This is a genomic window from Enterobacter sp. PL_is514 (assembly GCF_055816715.1).
Window position 1 is genome coordinate 444,987 of the sequence record NZ_JBVPGN010000033.1, and the last position, 19,569, is coordinate 464,555.

At 57.4% G+C, this 19,569-nt stretch carries 11 protein-coding genes; 4 read left to right on the top strand and 7 right to left on the bottom strand.

Annotated elements, in window-relative coordinates; translation table 11 throughout:
- The 5 genes from AC0TNG_RS15145 to AC0TNG_RS15165 all read right to left on the bottom strand — a co-directional run bounded on the left by AC0TNG_RS15145 (position 1) and on the right by AC0TNG_RS15165 (position 11,627).
- Positions 1-1,017: an arylesterase gene (locus AC0TNG_RS15145; RefSeq protein ID WP_417927946.1), complete on the bottom strand. Its 1,017-nt coding sequence runs from the start codon at positions 1,015-1,017 to the stop codon at positions 1-3.
- A complete protein-coding gene (locus tag AC0TNG_RS15150) occupies positions 1,014-8,750 on the bottom strand; it encodes an aminotransferase class III-fold pyridoxal phosphate-dependent enzyme (RefSeq protein WP_473712611.1) in 7,737 nt (2,578 codons plus the stop codon). Before AC0TNG_RS15150 ends, AC0TNG_RS15145 begins: the two co-directional genes overlap by 4 nt.
- 43 nt (positions 8,751-8,793) lie before the next feature.
- Positions 8,794-9,621 (bottom strand): hypothetical protein, encoded by an 828-nt coding sequence (locus tag AC0TNG_RS15155; RefSeq protein WP_032651384.1) that lies wholly within the window; start codon positions 9,619-9,621, stop codon positions 8,794-8,796.
- 25 nt (positions 9,622-9,646) lie between these two features.
- Complete coding sequence (locus tag AC0TNG_RS15160) at positions 9,647-10,057, bottom strand: membrane protein (protein ID WP_024907308.1); 411 nt, start codon at positions 10,055-10,057, stop codon at positions 9,647-9,649.
- A 91-nt stretch (positions 10,058-10,148) separates the two neighbouring features.
- The gene (locus AC0TNG_RS15165; protein ID WP_417927947.1) at positions 10,149-11,627 is read right to left on the bottom strand and encodes a beta-ketoacyl synthase; all 1,479 of its coding nucleotides are present in this window, start codon (positions 11,625-11,627) and stop codon (positions 10,149-10,151) included.
- 596 nt (positions 11,628-12,223) lie between these two features.
- Here AC0TNG_RS15165 and AC0TNG_RS15170 point away from each other — a divergent pair.
- The 3 genes from AC0TNG_RS15170 (at position 12,224) to AC0TNG_RS15180 (ending at position 15,181) form a co-directional block, all read left to right on the top strand.
- Complete coding sequence (locus AC0TNG_RS15170; RefSeq protein ID WP_407859364.1) at positions 12,224-13,267, top strand: GlxA family transcriptional regulator; 1,044 nt, start codon at positions 12,224-12,226, stop codon at positions 13,265-13,267.
- 48 nt (positions 13,268-13,315) lie between these two features.
- A complete protein-coding gene (locus AC0TNG_RS15175; protein WP_024907311.1) occupies positions 13,316-14,140 on the top strand; it encodes an AraC family transcriptional regulator in 825 nt (274 codons plus the stop codon).
- 75 nt (positions 14,141-14,215) lie between these two features.
- Positions 14,216-15,181 carry a DMT family transporter gene (locus AC0TNG_RS15180; protein ID WP_024907312.1) on the top strand — a complete coding sequence of 322 codons (966 nt, stop codon included), beginning with the start codon at positions 14,216-14,218 and terminating at the stop codon, positions 15,179-15,181.
- A 37-nt stretch (positions 15,182-15,218) separates the two neighbouring features.
- On the opposite strand, the gene AC0TNG_RS15185 is transcribed toward AC0TNG_RS15180, so the two are convergent.
- Entirely contained in the window at positions 15,219-16,868 is a 1,650-nt protein-coding gene (locus AC0TNG_RS15185) for a methyl-accepting chemotaxis protein (RefSeq protein ID WP_024907313.1), read from the bottom strand.
- Between the two features lie 244 nt (positions 16,869-17,112).
- Here AC0TNG_RS15185 and ytfE point away from each other — a divergent pair, with 244 nt between their 5' ends.
- Positions 17,113-17,775, top strand: coding sequence for an iron-sulfur cluster repair protein YtfE (ytfE, locus tag AC0TNG_RS15190; protein ID WP_148770179.1), 663 nt, complete (start codon positions 17,113-17,115; stop codon positions 17,773-17,775).
- 96 nt (positions 17,776-17,871) lie between these two features.
- Here the strand turns inward: ytfE and cycA are convergent, their stop codons facing one another.
- Positions 17,872-19,281: a D-serine/D-alanine/glycine transporter gene (cycA, locus tag AC0TNG_RS15195; protein WP_024907315.1), complete on the bottom strand. Its 1,410-nt coding sequence runs from the start codon at positions 19,279-19,281 to the stop codon at positions 17,872-17,874.
- Between the last annotated feature and the right edge of the window lie 288 nt (positions 19,282-19,569).

Below are 19,569 nucleotides of genomic sequence, written 5' to 3' on the forward strand. Positions count from 1 at the left end.
TTATTGCTCCCCGCACAGCAGCAGCCCGTCGTCAAAGACACTGCCCATCATCACTTTTCCGCCCATGGGCGCGGCAACGCTGACTCCCGCCAGCGACGCACCGTGGCTTTGATAGAAAATAGTGGCCTGACTGATTTCACCCTGTGCGCCGGTTGTCAGCCTCCACACCATGGACGGTGAACGCGCCTGGGCATCTTTCTGATAGGCGGCCAGCTTCAGAAGCTGCGGGTGCGCCGCCACCAGCATTCCCTGCCCGTCCGGCAGGATATTGTCGACGCCATGCAGGCCGCTGAAGCGCCCCAGCAGGACGGGCGCAGCCTCGTTCGGCTGCCACGCCCAGCTGCTCACCGCGCCGCGGGTGGTTTCCGCCACGTACAGACGCCCCAATTGTCGGTTGTAATAAATGCCGTTCGCAAAATGCAGGTCATCGATCAGGATATGCAGCCCCGCCTCGTCTGCCAGCAGGACGCTGGACAGCGGCAGTCGCAGATAGTCCTCCACGCGTCCCGCGAAGCCCGTCCACCGGTGGTCCCGCGTCAGCAGCCAGCGGGTTTTATCAATGACGCTGATATCATTGATGTTGTTTCCGACCGCGCGCGACAGGGCGGGTTGATACTCAAGACGCATCTGCGCGCGATTAAAGCGAAACACGTCAATGCTGTCCTCCTGGGGACGGTGGTTCACCACGTAGATCCACGTCTCGCCCTCCTGCTGCCAGACATCGATACCGTGCGGGAAAAAGGCATCCGGATAGTCACCTGCCAACCGCCGCGGCCTGTCGCTGCCGTTGAGATAATAGAGCGCGCCGGGCGCGCTGCCGTGTCGGTTGAGGCTGCTGGCTATTGCCCCACCATCCGATAAGGGCGCGATATCTTCCGCGCCCTCAATGCCGGTGATTTTTTGGCACTGTTCACCGCCGCGCTCCTGCACCTGATAAAACAGTCCGGCATCGATCAGCAGATTAACCACGAACGCCAGCACGGCGCCCGCGAGGACAAAAATCGTCAGCTTTTTCATGATGCGGCCAGCGCCTCTGATGACGAGAACAATGCATCAACAGCCTCTCCGCCCTGCTCGGCCAGCACAGCGATCGCCTTCAGGAAGTGCTCCAGCAACGCACGGGCGCTCGCCTCGGTGAAATAGCGTATCTGGTAGTCCAGCTCGACGGACAGCCCCTCTTTCGTCTCGAGAATGTTAACCATCAGCGGGAATTCGACGGCGCCGATCGGGAGGAGCGACAGGCTGGCCTCCCACTGCCGCAGCTCTGCCAGCGGAGCATGCGGCTCGACGTTAAAGGTCGCCAGCAGCGGAAGCGGCGCATCCTGACCGTGGAAGCAGCGTGACGGCAGGGCGGGCTCGTCGCGCTGCGCGAGGATGCCGTCATGGATTGCCCTGGCGACATCAGATAACGACGCACAGGCGGCGCTGTCGATACATAGCGGCAACAGCCGGACGCACTGGCCGACAAGCGCATCGCCCTGCCCGAAATCCCGCCCGGCATCCGGCACGCCGACCGGCACCGGGGAATGACCGACCGCCTTCTCAAGCGTCAGGGTAAAGAGCGCATTCAGCATCGCGAAGCGGGTCACCCGCAGCTCGGCGGAGGCTTTGCGCAGCTGCGCGGTCAGGCCCGGATACGACAAGCGCTGTACCACCCGCTGCCCCTGATACGTCCGGGAAGGTGCCATTACGGTAAGGACGTCTGGCGTTGCCCGGCGGGCAGGAAGCGCCGCAAGACGCGCAGGTAGCGCTGCCTCGCTGACGATGTTCTGCGCACGGATAGCCTGCAGATAGCTTGCCGCAGCCGCCAGGTCAGGGCGTTTACCCGACGCCAGGGCATCGTAAAGATGCAGCAGCTCGCGCAGCATCACCATGAACGACCAGCCGTCCGCCACCGAATGATGTGCCGCGATGGCGAGCGTGGTTTTCCCCTCATGGCGGACCAGCAGCAGTCGGGCCAGCGGCGCGGCGGTCAGGTCAAAGGTACGCGCGGCAAACTCAGCGAGACAGGCGGCAGGCGCCGCGTATTCCTCGCTGATATCGACGGTGGGCGCCAGGGCCACCTGAAGTTCGCCTGCGTCAGTGAACTGCATACGCAGCGCGTCATGGCGCTCGCACAGCAGTTGCCAGGCGGCAAGCATGATCTCGCTGTCTACGTTGCGCGGCGTTTCAATGACGCCGCCGATCGTCCCGGCCAACCGCCCGCTTTCATCCCGCGCGGCCAGCTGCAGAAAACGCTGCTGGCTGTCTGCAACGGCATAGCGCGTGTCGGGGCGCAATCCGGCCTGCCCAAAGAAGCCGTCCACGCGCATGGCGTTAACGCTCTCTTTCACTGCCGCAATAAAGCGGTCGATATCCTCGTCCGCGTGTGCGACCGAGACAAAGCAGTTACGCCCTTCCCAGATGAAAATGCCGCGCAGCATCAGGTGGTGGAAGAGGATGTCGTAGTTGCCGTTGAATTTGAAACGGAACAGGCTGCCGGCAGAGACGATCTCAATCGGCGTACCGGTTGCAGAGAACCAGGTATTTAGCGACATCGTCAGACGCGCGGTTTTTTGGTTGATGTCGTCATACAGCGCCGGATGGGCTTTGATGTACTCCAGCACGGCTTTGCTTGCCGCCATGGTCAGCGGATGCTTGGAGAAGGTACCGGCAAAGAAGATCAGTTCAGCCTGCGGCCAGGAGTCATCGCCATACTGCCAGAATCCGCCGTCGATACTGTCCATAAAGCGGCTGGAGCCTGCAATCACGCCGATCGGCATACCGCCGCCGACAATCTTACCGTAGGAGGCGATATCCGCCTGAACGCCGTAATAGGCCTGCGCGCCGCCGGCCGCCAGACGGAAACCGGTGATCACCTCGTCAAACATCAGCGCAATGTTGTGGGTTGTCGTCAGCTCGCGGAGGGTATGCAGGTATTCGCGCGGCTGATGATCGGGATAACGGCTCTGCACCGGTTCGACGATCACCACCGCCAGCTCGGCGGCATAGCGGGCGATAAGCGCCAGGCTCTCTTCGCTGCCGTAATCGAGCACCAGCAGGTCGTCCACCAGCGATGGCGGCGTACCGGCGGCAATCGGCGTGGCGCGCTCGGGGGTTTCTCCGCCCTGCTGCCGCCCCAGAATGCCGTCAAACACGCCGTGATATGAGCCGCTAAACAGCGCGACTTTATTTTTCCCCGTAACGGCGCGCGCCAGGCGCACGGCGCTCATTACCGCTTCAGAGCCGGAGTTACAAAATGCCACCCGCTGCTGGCCGGTCAGCTCGCTGATAAGCGTTGCCACCTCGCCCGCCAGCGCGCTTTGCGGCCCGATCTGCATGCCCCGCGCCAGCTGGTCGGCAACGGCCTGCTGCACGCAGTCCGGTGCATGCCCCAGCAGGTTGGCGCCAAACCCCATCGTAAAGTCAATATACTCGTTGCCATCAACGTCCCAGATGCGCGAGCCCTGAGAGCGTTCCCCCACTAAGGGATAAAGCATCTCCTTGGTGGATAAACGAAAGCCCGCAGAGGCCCGGTTATCCGCCAGCACGGCGCGGTACTGCTGGGCATTGCGTTTCGACCCGCCTGTTTTATCGACAAACCGCTGGGTGAGCTGCGCCAGATGCTGGTCGCGCTCGGCGCCCAGGGAGACCTTTTTCGTCTCTTTTTTAAACCAGCTGCTGTGCGCGCTGGCCTTCACCGGTGCGGCCGGGGTGGCGACAGGCGCTGGCGCGATGACGTCCGGCATCGTTGGCGCGACGGGCATCGGGAGAGTCTGCGCCGTGCCGTTGAGCAGCGTGAGCTGCTGGGACATAAGCTCCAGCTGGCGGGCAATCAGATCCTGAACCGCGCCAGGCACCGGCTTGCTGGTTTCCGGCATAGCCACGACAGGCTGCGCCGCCTGCCCGGCGGTTTCCGGGGTGCTGAGCGGAGCCGCAGCCGCCGCTGGCTGCGCGTGCTCCACCACATAACCGATCACCGCGTCCAGCGTATTGAGCTCTTCAAACAGCGCCCGTACCGGGATGGCCACGCCGTAGCGGTCTTTAATGGTATTGATGGCATCCAGCAGCACCAGCGAGTCCGCCCCCATTTCCAGGAAGGGCAGTTCGTCGTCAAGCGTGGCGGGATCCGCCTCAAGAAAACCGGCAATAATCGCTTTTATTTCAGCGGCTAAATGGTGTTGATTTGACATAGCGTCCTCTTTTGCAGATGGGGTCTGCGCTGGCGTCTCATCCGCCAGCCAGTAACGTTTGCGGCAGAACTGGATGGCAGGCAGGTTTAACGCCTCCCGCGTGGTCGCGTGGTACAGCCCGCTCCAGTTGATGTCGTGCCCTTGCTGCCACAGCGTTCCCAGCAGCGTCAGCAGTGATTTGTACTCATGTCGCCGATCGCCTGCGGCCAGCACCCGGTGACGGCGGTCGGTGGCGGTCACAAATTTGCCCAGCGAACTGTCCGCGCTCAGATCGATAAAGGTGAACTCAACCTGCGCAAGCACGTTTTGCACGCCCTGAAGGAAACGCACGGGCTGGCGAATTTGCCGGGTCCAGTAGTCGGCGTCGGTTTGGTCGCACGCCTCGCCGTTCAGGTTGCTGTAAAACGGGATCGTCCCGCGGGTGAAGGTGACGTTGTTGACCAGCCACTCGCGCCAGGCACCCAGGATCGGCTCCATCATCGAAGAGTGAAATGCGCTGGCGGTTTTAATTTTTCTGGCGTGGCCGCCCTGAGCAGAAATGGCCTGGAGACAGGCGTCAATCGCCGTCTGGCTGCCTGCGATGGTGGTCAGCGTCGGCGTGTTGAATGCGGCAATATCAATGTCACCCGCCCAGGGTGAAATCAGCTGGCACACCTCGGCTTCACCGCTGAAGACAACCGCCATCGCCCCTTCCTGCGTCAGGGCTGACATCAACAGCGCGCGCTGATGAACCATAGCCAGCCCGTCGTCGAGCGAGAGATAGCCTGCGATGACCGCCGCGCAGTACTCTCCCAGGCTGTGCCCCATCACGGCAGCCGGACGGGGTCCAAACTGCATCACGCTCTGAGCAAGCGCGTAGCTACAGGCAAATAAGGAGAGCTGACAGGTTCTGGCGCAGCGCTGCCAGCTATCGTCACGGGCAAACAGCGCCTGCGTGATATCAATCTGATAACGCTGCCGGATGGTCGTCGCCAGCGCGTCAAACTGGGCGCGATAGTGCGGCAGATGGTGATACAGCTCGGCCCCCATGCCGATTTGCTGGGTGCCCTGCCCCGGGAAGAGCCAGACCTGAGGCTGGGCTTTACCTACTTTGCAGGCCGTGAGCTGCGCAAGGCTGTCCGCCAGCTGGGCGCGGTCCGCGCCATACGCCACGCCGCGATAGCGGGCCGCGTCGTAGCGGGTGTTCACCAGCCGACACCAGGTGGCGATATCGCTCTCCTGACATGTCGATAACCCTTTTTTGACCGCCTCCCGCTGAAGGGTAAACGCCCCTTCATCATGTGAACCGATCAGAAGCAGGCCGTGGGGCGCAGCGGGCTCCTGGCGTTTTTCCACCGCTGGCGCGCTGCGCAAAATCACGTGACCGTTGGTGCCGCCGAAGCCAAAGCTGCTTACGCCCGCGTAGCGTGCGTCACCATCGGCATGCCATGAGGCAGGCTGCGCACCGCTTACCTCAACATGACGGCTAATCGCCGCAATATGCGGGTTTTTATGCTGGAAATTGAGGTGCGGCACGTATTGTCGGTAGTGCAACATCAGAGACGTTTTCACCACGCCCAGCACGCCCGCCGCCGCCTCCAGGTGGCCAATGTTGGTTTTAATCGACCCCACCTGGACAGGTGCGTTTTTTTTCCGGTCCGCAAATACCGCTTCCAGCGCCTGATATTCGATCAGATCGCCCAGCGCCGTTCCCGTTCCGTGCGCTTCGATATAGTCAATGCTGTCGCTGTCCACTCCGGCATCCGCCATTGCCTGCCGGATGACCGCCTGCTGCGATGGGCCATTTGGCGCGGTAATGCCGTTGCTGCGACCGTCCTGGTTCACGGCGCTCGCCACCAGCGTGGCATAAACCCGATCGCCATCCGCCAGCGCCTGCGAAAGCGGCTTAAGCACCACGACGCCACACCCTTCGCCACGAACGTAGCCATCGGCGCGGGCGTCAAAGGTTTTACACCGGCCGTCGGGGGCCAGCATCTGGGCGTCGGTGAAGACTTTTTGCAAATGCGGCGTCAGCGCCAGATTAACGCCTCCGGCAATGGCCAGAGAACTCCGTCCGGCCCGCAGGCTTTGCATTGCCCCCTCTATCGCCACCAGCGAGGAAGAGCATGCCGTGTCGACGGCGACGCTTGGCCCTTTTAAATCATAAAGATAAGAAATTCGGTTGGCCGCGATGCTGTGCGCGTTGCCTAAGCCGCTGTAGGCCGAGACGTTATCGCCGCAGGCCAGGGCATAGTCGCTGGCGCTGATCCCGACATAAACCGCCGTATCGCTACCGCGCAGGGAGGATGCCTTAAGGCCGGCATCGGTGAGCGCCTGTTGAACGGTTTCTAACAGCAGACGATGCTGCGGATCGATATAGACGGCTTCGCGGGGAGAGATGCCGAAGTAGCCTGCGTCGAAGGCGTCGACCTCGTCAAAGAAACTGCCTTTACGGTTAAAACCGTCAAGGGACGAGGTACGCCAGCGCTGCGCCGGGATCTCGCCGGTCGTGCTGTGGCCCTGCTGCAGCAGCGACCACAGCGCCTCCACGCCGCTATGCCCCGGCAGCTCCACGCCGATACCAATCACCGCAATGGCGCTTTCCGCGACGGCGGCGCTGACCGGCCGGACCGCAGCCGGTTCTCCCAGCGCGACCGCCAGCTGATTGATGGTGGGATAGTCGTAAATCAGCGCGGGAGAGAGCTCGCGGCCCAGCCGCTGTTCAAGCTCGCCAATGACGCCCACCGCCTGCAAAGAGCTCAAGCCAAAGCCGGTAAACGCGTCATCCCACCGGGATTCGCCGATCGTCGTGTTCAGCGTGTTGCCGATTATCCCGGCAATCAGCGCCGCCAGCGCGGGAGGGGTTTCCCCCGCGTGTTCAACCGGTTTTGACGCGTCCTGGCGGCTGCGCCAGGCCACGTCCAGGGTCCCCTGCTGATACATCATCTTCGCGCGGGTGCGCTGTAATTTCCCGCTGGTGGTGCGGGGGATTGCCCTTCGTTCGACAAGGAGCAGTTCATCCAGCGTAATGCCGTGACGCTCCGCCACCGCCGCGGTCACGGACGGTGCCAGCGTCGCCATATCGAGATCATTTTTATGGCGCGTCATCAGCTCAAGCAGCGCTACCGGGCGCTCGTCTTCACTGGCAAACACGCAGACCGTCGCTTCCGCCAGCGCGGGAGCGGACTGGCGGATCGTCTCTTCAATATCCGTCGGGTAGTGGTTCTGGCCGTTGATAATCAGCAGCTCTTTGAGCCGTCCGGTGACGTACAAATGGCCGGACTGGAGAAAACCCATATCGCCGCTGCGCAGCCACGGGTGCGGATCGCCTGCCAGAGACGCCCGGAAGGTTTCGCGCGTGGCGGCATCATTGGCCCAGTATCCGGCGGCAACGCTCGGACCACGCAGCCATATTTCTCCGCTCTCACCGTCAGCGAGCGGCTGATGGTGGTCAGGATCGACGATGCACACCTCGGTATCCGGCAGAGCCTGCCCGCAGCTCACCGCACCGGCCTCGTCGGAAACGCGGAGCCCCTGCCCTTTGTCCATTCCGGTGACAATGAGCGTGGTTTCCGCCATGCCGTAGCAGGGCAGGAACGCGCCGGGCCGGAACCCTGCAGGCGCAAAGTGTTCGCTAAACTGCTTGAGCGTGGCGGGCCGAATCGGCTCTGCGCCGCAAAAGGCCACATCCCAGCGCGAAAGATCCAGTGCCTCAACCTGCTCTTGGCCAATCTTACGCACGCACAGCTCGTAGGCGAAATTAGGGCCGCCGGAGGTCGTCGCCTGATAGTCGGAAATCTGTTTGAGCCAGTTAAGGGGGTTTTTCATTAACATCATGGGCGACATCACCCGACAGGGGAATGCGCCAAACACGGGCTGCAGTAGCCCGCCAATAAGCCCCATATCATGAAAATGCGGCAGCCAGATCGTGCCCCGGCTTTCGCTGTGGTGGCCGAAAAAGCGATGAATGGCATGTGAGTTAGCCCACAGGTTGCCATGGGTCACCATCACGCCTTTCGGGGAGCCCGTCGAACCCGAGGTGTACTGTAAAAAAGCCAGATCGTTGTCTGCTACCGGAACGGGGTGAAATGCCCCGGAGAAGGTGCGTTCAAGATGATGCAGACGATAACCCGCAGGAAGCGCGGACGTGTCGGGTTTGTCGAAGGTAAAAATAAGCGGGGATAACGGAAGTGATAGCTGGCCTAGCGTTTCTGCCCCCCTGGCTGTCGTAACAATACAGTCCGTTTGCGCATTACGTAATACGCCAGCAAAACGCTCCCACGCGCTTCCTGACGATTTTGCGGGCATCGGGACGGGAACCGCCACCCTGCCGGCGTAAAGACAGCCAAAAAAAGCGCCAATAAAATCTTCACCATCCGGATAAAGCAATATGACCCTGTCGCCCCGCTGCCCGTACTGCATTAAAGCCTCTGCAAGCGACGCGGCGCGCTGGTGTAGCTGGTCATAGCTTTGGCTGTGAATTTCACTGGCGCTGCGGACGAATTCAAATGCCGTCTGAGTAGTCTGTTGAACAGCAAGTTCGGGCAAAAGCTGGTTGAAGGAATGATATCCCCTGTTAAACAACTGATGAGACGGCATCATAATTCGCTCTATATTTTCAAATGTAATGAGGGTGAAAAGATTATTTTCCGGCGCGGCCAGCCAGCAGATCGTTACAGAAGTCGTTCCAGACCTTCAGCCACAGATCGACGCGCTGTTCCATCTCGGCGTAGCGGTCTTCCGTCAGCGCCTGGCAGAACAGGATCCATGCATCTTCGGAGTGACCATCTTCAATGGACTCTCCCGTTTCGCTTTCTACATGGATGCTGTGATAGCCCTTCGTGACGTCAATATCCGTTGCTTTATCAACACCTTTTGCCCACGGCGTGGCGAAGTCATGGAAGACGGTCTCGGCCACGGCCAGCAAACCCACCAGCTGGGTATAGTCGCCATAGGCATTCTCGAAGGTTGCGCGGCAGGCCAGAGAGCTGGACATCGGCAGCCAGGATTTCACCTCGTGTTCCGTCATCCCCAGCTGCTGGATGGTCGTAAAGAACTGCACGTAGTGCGCCAGCGCGGGCTGGCCGTTGTAATTGCCCTCGGCGTCTTCGCCCGGATGGAAGCCCAGCTCATCCAGCAGGTTGATTTGCAGCAGAAAACGGGCCGCCATTTTCGCCTGCGCACCCAGCGGCGCTTCCAGCTGTTTCGCCGCGCTTAACGCTTCAATAACGGCATCGGTAAAGACTTGCGCAAACGCGTGATAAAATTCCAGATGGAATACGCGCATCTGTTGAATATCAACTTCGCCGCTGTTCATTTTTGCCAAAATAGGGCTGCGCATCAGCGGATGGGATTCAATCCGGTCAATAAGCCTGTTGGCAAAGGCGCGGTTTTCGGTATAAACGTGCTTATCTACGGTCGCGACAATAGCGTCCCGACCCAGCTGGCGGGTATTCAGTAACGTTTTCATTTTTATTTCTCAGGTAGGTGATAGTTTACAGGGCGGAAACCCTGCCAATTGCCATTACAACTAACGCATACATTCCACAGCTAAACGGTATAACCTGCACATATTTAAATGGCAGATAAAAACACGATGCAATCAGCAGAACCGGAATACCCACCGAAAGTATCATCATGCAAATAACGGCATAATATTTATAGGTATAAGACACGGCGAGGTCATCAATACACATGCCATAGAGCATGGATATTAACGGCAGCATAATAAAGGCAATATGTGCCAGCCTTAACATTCTGCGATTTAAATCGGTATAGTTTTCATGTCCTTTGGGGGCGCGAAACGGTCCCTTAAAAGCGTACATCCCCATTAACCCACCCATCATTATGCCGACGACAATACCGCTCCAGCCAAAGGCAATCAGTATTGCACTGAGATTAGCCACTTTCTTTCTCCTGTTTAGTGGTGCACAAAGGTAAGGCGCCTGAGAAAATACAAGCACCTTTATTTATTAAAAATAAAATCAAATATAACGATTAAAAATCCGGGTATTCTTTATCCGTCGCGTATGTAATCGGTTTTTCAAATCCAGGAATGGTGATGCCATTCATATCAATCTTAATATCTTCCTCATTAATCCCTTGCTGGCCAAACAGATAAATGACATTGAGTTCACCCTGCGAAGCCGCCTCATCATACGCGTTAGCCTGACGTCGCACCTGGCGGTTACGCTGCTGATACTCCGCAAACACCGCTTCCCCATAGCGTTTGCGCAACCATTGATGGGTAAGCTTTGGCGAGTAAACCACCCCCGTGGCATTATTACCGCCAAAGCCTTTTGAATTTATAAAGGCAATCTGCCCCTGGCCTTCCTCTAATTTGCAGTCCTGAACAGGTATGGTTAAGCGTGCGTTGTTCACCTGTGGCGCAATGTGCGACACGCTTTTAATTCCCGGCAAAATGCCATAGCGGAAGACGCCGAGGCAGCTGATGAGCTGGTCGCCGCTGGCGGGCCCCAGGGAGTGACCAAGATACGATTTCACTGCCGTCACCGGCCAGTCGCGAATCGAAAAGGCTTGCGCAACGCGGTCAAAAATATCCGCCTCGGAGACGCAATTCTTAGGCGTGCTTGAACCGTGCGCCTGAATAAACGATCCCTTCTGCACCGTCTCTATCCCCGCCATCGATACCGCTGAGGCTACCGCTTTCGCCATGGTGATGTAGTTCCCCGGCCCCGGTGACGCGATAGAACGCTTAAAGCCGTCAGCGTTGATGAAGACATTCCCCACCGAACCGTGGATCTCTGCCCCAAGCTGCAGCGCCAGCTCGTCGTCCATTAACACGACGTACTGGCTGGATTCTGCGATCACAAAACCGCAGCTGTTGCCAAACGGGCGGCTGCTGTTGCGCCAGTCGGCCGTATCCGTTTCATCAATATGCTTAAGCTTGCTCTCCGTTGCCAGGGCGCCCATGGCATCGAATCCTTCAATCACCTCTGAGGTGACCGGCGCTTCGGCGCTGCCCACAACGGCAACGCGAATGCGCCCCGCTTTAATATCTTCAACTGCCGCATTCAGGTTATACAGAAACGTGGCGCATGCCCCCAGCGTGGCGCTGGTATGACCGACGCTACCCAGCACATACGCATTGAGGAAATCGGCGCACATGCTGTTCAGGCCCAGCGGACACTGTTTGGCGCTGACGCGATGGCCTTTCAGGCGCGACTGGAGCATACCGCCAAAGCCATAATCGTCGAGCTGTCCCATGATATTGCCCGAATAGACCCCGAGCTGATCCGGCGTGATGTTGGCCTGTATCTCTCGCCACGGGATCCCCAGGGCGTTGATGGCGTCTGACGCTCCGACAATCGCCATTTGTAGCGCCCGCGGATGGAACTGCGAATTGTAATGGTCACCCGGGCGGAATCCCTGCGGCAGTAAACCTGCAGCCTGAACCTCCGTGCGCAACAATGCCTCAATTTTACAGTCCATCTCTCCCTTAACGGTAATACGCACACGCTGATCCGCTAATTCTTCAACGTGCCATCCCGCCGGTAAGGGTTGAGGTAATTGTCTGGAAGATATATTAAAACTGAATCCTTCTTCGCCTGAAACCATATTCAATTTTGCATGGCTGACGATAGCATCGACATCAAAATAGTCGCGCGTAATTTTTCGGATAAGGGTTCCCTCAAGCGCCTCGTCTTTTATCTTCGCGGCAGCCTGAGCAGGTGTAAATCTTTTACCGGAAATGTCGCAATATCCGCCCTCATCATATTTAAGCACGCCCATCAGAATGGCTAACGATAATAACGTCGCTTGCCTTTCCTCTTCCGATAATGACTCAATAATCATTCGACGAAATGCATGATGTGAAGAACTACGACCAGCTGGACCATAGCCGCCAAAAGCCGTTATTACGGGTAATTTCGCCATAATTCATCCTGTAGTGGTCGTGGATTTATTTTGTTAAGTAAGTGCGATAATTTCAGATATTAGTTTACAAATTACCAACAAAAGCTAATATGAAAATCCAGCCAAAATGCTGACTTTTTTGGCCAGGACAACGATGAGCTACCAAAAATAATAGTCAAAACAGGTATTAATCAAAAATGACAAATACACAAATAGGATTTGTGTTATGTGAACGCATGCTAAGTTCCGGTCTCAGTCTTCCGATTGAAATGTGGAAAGCCGCAGCCAGTAGCTATTTAGCCGAGCAAAAAACAACATCCCACGCAGACACGCACAAACCGGAGACGTCTTCATTCAGGCTCTGTCGTCCGGAGAATATACTGAAAGTTCATACTATTGGCATAAATAACGAGCCCATCCTGACGCACAGTGGCTTCAGCATTACCGCCGATACTACCCTTGCCGCAGACAGGCACTATGACGTTATCTATCTTCCCGCCCTGTGGCGCAATCCTCGCGCGGTGGTCAGACAACAGCCTGAACTCCTGGCATGGCTGACCGAGCAGGCGGCGCGAGGAACCCGCATCGCGGCCGTAGGAACGGGTTGCTGTTTCCTGGCGGAGTCGGGATTGCTCAACGGGAAACCTGCCACCACCCACTGGCACTACTTCAAACAGTTCTCGCGCGACTACCCCAACGTAAAATTACAAACCAAACATTTTCTCACGCAGGCCGATAATATTTACTGTGCCGCCAGCGTCAAAGCCCTCTCAGATCTGACCATCCATTTCATCGAAACGATATACGGGAAACGTGTAGCCACCCATACCCAGCGGACCTTTTTCCATGAAATTCGAAGTCAGTTCGATCGCCAGTGTTACAGTGAAGAAAACAAACCGCATCCGGATGAAGATATTGTTCAAATTCAAATCTGGATAAAAGCCAACTGCGCCTCGGATATATCCATGCAAAATCTTGCCGATATGGCTGGCATGAGTTTGCGCAACTTCAACCGTCGCTTTAAAAATGCCACCGACATGTCCCCCCTGCAGTATTTATTAACCGCCAGAATTGAATCCGCCATGACGATGCTGCAATCCACCAATCTGAGCATTCAGGAGATCGCCAATGCGGTTGGATATCAGGATATTGCGCACTTTAACCGCCAGTTTAAGCATAAAACCACGGTGTCACCGGGGGATTATCGTAAGACGGTCCGGGCAAAGATGTTTAGTGCATAAACTCCGGTCATCTCTGATAATGAAAAGATGACCGCGAGGAGGCTCACCGTGCAAGGCGTACCGGAACAGTTTAATGATGAAAGAGACAGCGCGCGCTTTCGCCATCTGGCGCAGCTGCCGGGCCTGGAGCTGTACCACGCGCACATTTCTGACTACGCCTTTGAGCCTCACACCCATGAAGCCTTCGGGATCGGCACGATTGAAACCGGTGCCGAACGCTTTCGCTATCGCGGTACCCAGCATCTCGCGGCGGAAAAGTCCGTCGTTACCATGAACCCGGACGAGATCCATACCGGTGAATCCGCCACCGAGGGCGGCTGGCGCTACCGGATGGTCTATATCGAACCCGACCTGCTGGAAGAGGTGACCGGCCTCCGGCACTGGTGGTTTAGCGACGTAACGCGTCATGACCCGCTGCGCTCGCAGCAAATCGGCAGGCTCATTTACGGCCTGTGGCACACGGACGATCCGCTTGCGCAAAAAGGATTACTGCTGGATCTGATTGAGACCTTCCAGCCGTTTGCTCATCACGCGCCGCGGGTTCAGGAAGGTGCGCACCGCTTTGAACGGGTACGCGAGTATCTGCATGACAACTATATGCGCGCTCTGACGCTGGACGAGCTCGCCAGCGTCGTTTCACTCAGCCCGTATCATTTCCAGCGCCAGTTCAAAGCTCATTTTCACGTGACGCCACATCAGATGCTGATGGCCATTCGCCTCTGGCGCGCCAAAGCGTTCCTCACGCACGGCATGCCCGCGGCAGAGGTCGCCGCCGCAACCGGGCTGACCGATCAGTCGCATCTCACCCGCGCGTTTACCCACCGCTACGGCATTACCCCCGTGCGCTACCAGAAGCAGGTCACCCGGCGCTAATGCGCAACCTCATACAATACGCGCGCATTTGCCCCACCTACACTGAGAACAGCGTAAATACCTGTGGATGGAAAAATGATTAGTGGAGTGTTGTATGCCCTGCTGGCCGGGATGATGTGGGGGCTAATTTTTGTCGGCCCGCTGATCGTACCCGAGTATCCGGCAATACTGCAGTCGACCGGCCGTTATCTGGCGCTGGGGCTGATTGCCCTGCCCCTGGCGTGGCTGGGACGGGCGCGCTTGCGTCAGCTCAGCCGTCAGGACTGGGGGACCGCGCTGGCGCTGACCATGATGGGCAATCTCATCTATTACGTTTGCCTCGCGAGTGCCATTCAGCGTACCGGTGCGCCGGTATCGACCATGATTATCGGCACACTGCCGGTCGTCATCCCCGTCTTTGCTAACCTGCTCTACAGCCACCGCGATGGCAAACTGGCGTGGTCAAAAATGGCACCGGCGCTGATCTGCACCGCCCTGGGGCTGATATGCGTCAATATTGCCGAGCTGCGTCATGGGCAGGCGGATGTTGACCTGTGGCGTTACGGTTCTGGCATTCTGCTGGCGTTCATTTCCGTGGCGTGCTGGGCATGGTATGCCCTGCGCAATGCGCGCTGGCTGCGTGAGAATCCGGACAAGCATCCGATGATGTGGGCAACGGCGCAGGCGCTGGTCACGCTGCCCGTATCCATCGTGGGATATCTCGGCGCATGCCTCTGGCTGGGCCATCAGCAGCCGGACTTCACCCAGCCCTTCGGGCCAAGACCGTGGGTGTTTATCGGCCTGATGGTGGCGATTGCGGTGCTGTGTTCATGGGTGGGCGCGCTGTGCTGGAACATTGCCAGCCAGAAGCTGCCGACGGTGATCTTAGGGCCGCTGATTGTCTTCGAAACCCTGGCCGGACTGCTTTATACCTTCCTGATGCGCCAGAGCGTGCCGCCGTTATTCACGGCCTGCGGGATCGCGCTGTTGGTCATAGGGGTGGTGATGGCGGTGAGAGCGAAGCCGGAAAAACCGCGGGTTATTCCGGCGTCGGAGATGTAATTTTTGCCGGGTGGCGTAGCCGCCACCCAGCAAACCCTTAAAACGTTTCCCAGTTCCCTTCTGACGCCGCGGCTACAGGCTGCGATTTTGGCACATAGGTTTTCACCGGTGCCGCTTTAACCGCCTGATTGCGGGTGATTTTGAATACCGCTACCGCTTCGTTCAGGCGTGCAGCCTGATCTTCCAGCGCCGCCGCCGCGGCCGCAGACTCCTCCACCAGCGAGGCGTTCTGCTGGGTCACGCGGTCCATCTCGGCTACCGCCTGGCCCACCTGGTCGATACCGCGGCTCTGCTCGTCAGAGGCCGAGGCAATTTCGCCCATGATGTCGGTGACGCGGGTAACCGCATTGACGATCTCGGCCATCGTGGCGCCGGCTTCGTTAACCAGCTGCGAGCCCGCGTTCACGCGCTCACCGGAATCATCAATAAGCGCTTTGATCTCTTTCGCCGCCTGAGCGCTGCGCTGGGCAAGGGTACGCACTTCCCCGGCCACCACCGCAAACCCGCGCCCCTGCTCGCCCGCGCGCGCCGCTTCTACCGCCGCGTTCAACGCCAGAATGTTCGTCTGGAAGGCAATACCGTCGATCACGTTAGTAATTTGCGCGATTTTGCTGGAACTGGTGGCGATCTCATCCATCGTACGTACGACGCCTTCAACCACGTTACCGCCCTTCTTCGCCGTTGAGGAGGCGTCCAGCGCCAGACGGGACGCCTGACGCGCGTTATCGGCGTTCTGCTTCACGGTTGCTGTCAGCTGTTCCATGCTGGCTGCCGTTTCTTCAAGAGAAGCGGCCTGCTGCTCGGTACGGGAAGAGAGATCGTTACTGCCCGCAGAGATTTCGCCTGCACCGGTGTAAATCGTATCTGCGCCTTCACGCACCACGCCCACCGTGTTCGCCAGCGAGGTTTGCATCTCCTGAACGTTGCGCGCCAGGATGGCCATCTCATTTTTACCGTCAGCCTGAATCGGCTGGGTTAAATCCCCTGCCGCAATGGCGCGAATATGGTTAATCACCTCTTCCAGCGGCAGCAGCAGCACGCGGCGCATAGCAATCCAGCTGGAGATAATCACCACAATCACCAGCAGCATGACCGCAGAGAGGATCCACAGGATGTGCTTGTAATCACTTTCGTTATCCTGAATGCCTTTATCGGTGAGCGCGGCCTGCGCTTCACGCCATTCACGATAAACCGCCTGCATCGCGTTTTGTTTTTGTTCGGCATTCTGCTTGAACATATCTTCCAGATTGCCCTGGCTCAGCAGAACGTTCATTTGCGTCAGCGTTGTAGAGTAATTACGGTACTGCTCCTCAAGGCGATTCGTCAGGTTCTCATCCAGGCCTGGCGTATTCGGCAAGGCATAGTATTTATCGTAATGAACCTGCGCTTCAGTCAGCAGATTTTTCGCCGTGGTCACCAGCTCATTCAACTGACCGCCGTTAATTTGAGAGGCCATGCTGCTTTGCAGGCGCAGCATCCCGCGGTTCAGGGTGACGCGCGCCTGGTTCAGACTGATCCACGCATCGGTAAACTCCGCCACGTTCTTGCTGGAGAGCTGCGCCACGGTGAAGTTGTCTTTATCGTTGTTCAGGGCGTTGATAAAGATACCGGCGGAAATCACTTGCATGATGCCGAGCACGAGCAGCACCGAAATCAAAAGGGTAATGACTTTTATACGTTTAAACATGCGTTGCCTTTGTTATATGCAGGTTTGTCTGACGTGGATATATCGGCAGGCGCAGCGGGTTGTTTACTGTTTCTCCACCTTTAAAAAGTTTCGAAACCACTTTCCTGAGCCCATTCAGAGAGTTAAATCGGATATTTTTTTGTGATCTGCATCTCACTTTTTCCCGTCCCTCTAAAGGGTTATAGCGCCGGCTTAAAGATGCATTTAATATGCATCTTATATTATTGATGACGAGGTAACTGCTATGGCCTTTCGCGACCAACCCCTTGGCGAGCTGGCGCTCTCCATTCCTCGCGCTTCTGCGCTGTTCCGTAAATACGATATGGATTACTGCTGCGGCGGTAAGCAAACCCTGGCGCGTGCGGCTTCACGCAAAGAGCTGGACGTTGAGGTGATTGAAGCAGAACTGGCGCAGCTGGCCGAGCAGCCCGTCGACAAAGACTGGCGAACCGCTCCGCTCGCGGAAATCATCGACCATATCATCGTGCGATACCATGACCGTCACCGTGAACAGCTGCCGGAGCTGATCCTGCAGGCGACCAAAGTCGAGCGCGTCCATGCCGACAAACCTTCCGTACCGCGCGGTCTGGCAAAGTACCTGACCCTGCTGCACGAAGAGCTTTCCAGCCACATGATGAAAGAAGAGCAGATCCTCTTCCCGATGATTAAACAGGGAATGGGAAGCCAGGCGATGGGACCCATCAGCGTGATGGAAAGCGAGCACGATGACGCGGGTGAACTGCTGGAAGTGATCAAACACACCACCCACAACGTCACGCCGCCGCCAGAAGCGTGCACAACGTGGAAAGCGATGTACAACGGCATTAACGAAACGATCGACGACCTGATGGAACACATCAGTCTTGAGAACAACGTTTTGTTCCCGCGGGCTTTAGCGGGGGAATAAAAAAGGCCGCTGCGGCCTGATGCCCTCACCCCGACCCTCTCCCACAGGGAGAGGGTGCAAAAACTAAAAACGGCAACTGACGTTGCCGTTTTGCTTTTACCTTACGCCTGCCATCCGTTTCTTACCGATAAACACCCAGCCCAGCCCCAGCGCGATAAACCACAGCGGCGTGACGATAAGTGCCTGGCGGGTATCATCTTCCAGCGTCAGCAGAACCAGCACGAAGACGAAGAACGCCATGCACACCCAGCACATTAGCTTGCCCAGCGGCATCTTGTAGATCGATTTTTCATGCAGGTGTGGACGCTGCTTGCGGTACACCAGGTATGAACAGAGGATGATGGTCCAGACGAACATAAACAGGATCGCAGAGACCGTGGTGATCATGGTGAACGCGCCAATCACGCTTGGGTTCACGTAAAGCATCACCACACCGCCCAGCAGGCACATGCAGGAGAAGGTCAACCCTTTTGCCGGTACCGCACGCTTAGAGAGCTTGGCGAACGCGCTCGGCGCCACGCCTTCCTGCGCCAGACCAAACAGCATACGGCTGGTGGAGAATACGCCGCTGTTGGCAGACGAGGCAGCAGAGGTCAGCACCACGAAGTTAATCAGGCTCGCGGCAGCAGGCAGGCCTACCAGCACGAACAGCTCGACGAACGGGCTCTTGGTAGGTACCACGGAGCTCCACGGCGTCACGGACATAATGATGACCAGCGCGAAGACGTAGAACATGATGATACGCACCGGAATGGAGTTGATGGCGCGCGGCAGGGACTTCTCCGGATCTTTGGTTTCCGCAGCGGTCGTTCCGACAAGCTCAATCCCCACAAACGCGAACACCGCAATCTGGAAACCAGCAAAGAAGCCGCTGATGCCTTTCGGGAACCAGCCGCCGTCATTCCACAGATGGGTAAACGACGCCTGAACGCCGGTTGGTGACTGGAAGTGGGTAAGCACCATTACCAGGCCCACCACGATGAGCCCAACAATGGCCACGATTTTGATCATCGCAAACCAGAACTCCATCTCACCGAACATTTTGACGGTGGCGAGGTTCAGGCTCAGCAACAGCACAATAACCGCCAGCGAGGCCACCCAGTCCGACAGCCCCGGGAACCAGAACTGCGCATAGGCGGTAATCGCCACGACGTCCGCCATACCGGTGACGACCCAGCAGAACCAGTAGGTCCAGCCGGTAAAATAGCCCGCCCATGGACCGAGCAGGTCTGAAGCGAAGTCGCTGAAGGATTTGTATTCAAGGTTCGAGAGCAGCAGTTCACCCATTGCACGCATCACGAAGAACAGCATAAAACCGATAATCATATAAACGAATATGATTGACGGTCCGGCGAGACTGATGGTTTTGCCTGACCCCATAAACAGCCCGGTACCGATGGCACCCCCAATCGCAATGAGCTGAATATGACGGTTTGTGAGATTGCGCCGTAGCGACTGTTCGGACGACGCCTCTTCGTCGGCGACGACTTTGACCTGGTCTACCATGTGATATTTTCCTGTTTATGCCTGTCTGTGTTGTTAAGGCTCTTCTGGCCTTTAAATACGTCAAAAAAATGACGTTCCCTTGTAAGGGCTAATCGATATTAGGTAAGAATCGGCGGGATGAATACTATGATTTAGATATTATGTTAATAATATGTTGAAAGTGAGTGTCATATCACTCATACAGCGCGAAACAGCTCACAAAAATACACGCAACAGTTTCGTTTGCAAGATAAAATGTTGATAGCACCATAACTATAGGTTTTTACACTATTTTCCTCTCCCCAAACG

What these genes read in the sequence shown, in the direction of transcription:
- AC0TNG_RS15150 (WP_473712611.1), bottom strand. Translation starts at nt 8,750, where the DNA reads ATGCCGTCTCATCAGTTGTTTAACAGGGGATATCATTCCTTCAACCAG.
- AC0TNG_RS15170 (WP_407859364.1), top strand. Translation starts at nt 12,224, where the DNA reads ATGACAAATACACAAATAGGATTTGTGTTATGTGAACGCATGCTAAGT.
- AC0TNG_RS15155 (WP_032651384.1), bottom strand. Translation starts at nt 9,621, where the DNA reads ATGAAAACGTTACTGAATACCCGCCAGCTGGGTCGGGACGCTATTGTC.
- cycA (WP_024907315.1), bottom strand. Translation starts at nt 19,281, where the DNA reads ATGGTAGACCAGGTCAAAGTCGTCGCCGACGAAGAGGCGTCGTCCGAA.
- ytfE (WP_148770179.1), top strand. Translation starts at nt 17,113, where the DNA reads ATGGCCTTTCGCGACCAACCCCTTGGCGAGCTGGCGCTCTCCATTCCT.
- AC0TNG_RS15145 (WP_417927946.1), bottom strand. Translation starts at nt 1,017, where the DNA reads ATGAAAAAGCTGACGATTTTTGTCCTCGCGGGCGCCGTGCTGGCGTTC.
- AC0TNG_RS15180 (WP_024907312.1), top strand. Translation starts at nt 14,216, where the DNA reads ATGATTAGTGGAGTGTTGTATGCCCTGCTGGCCGGGATGATGTGGGGG.
- AC0TNG_RS15185 (WP_024907313.1), bottom strand. Translation starts at nt 16,868, where the DNA reads ATGTTTAAACGTATAAAAGTCATTACCCTTTTGATTTCGGTGCTGCTC.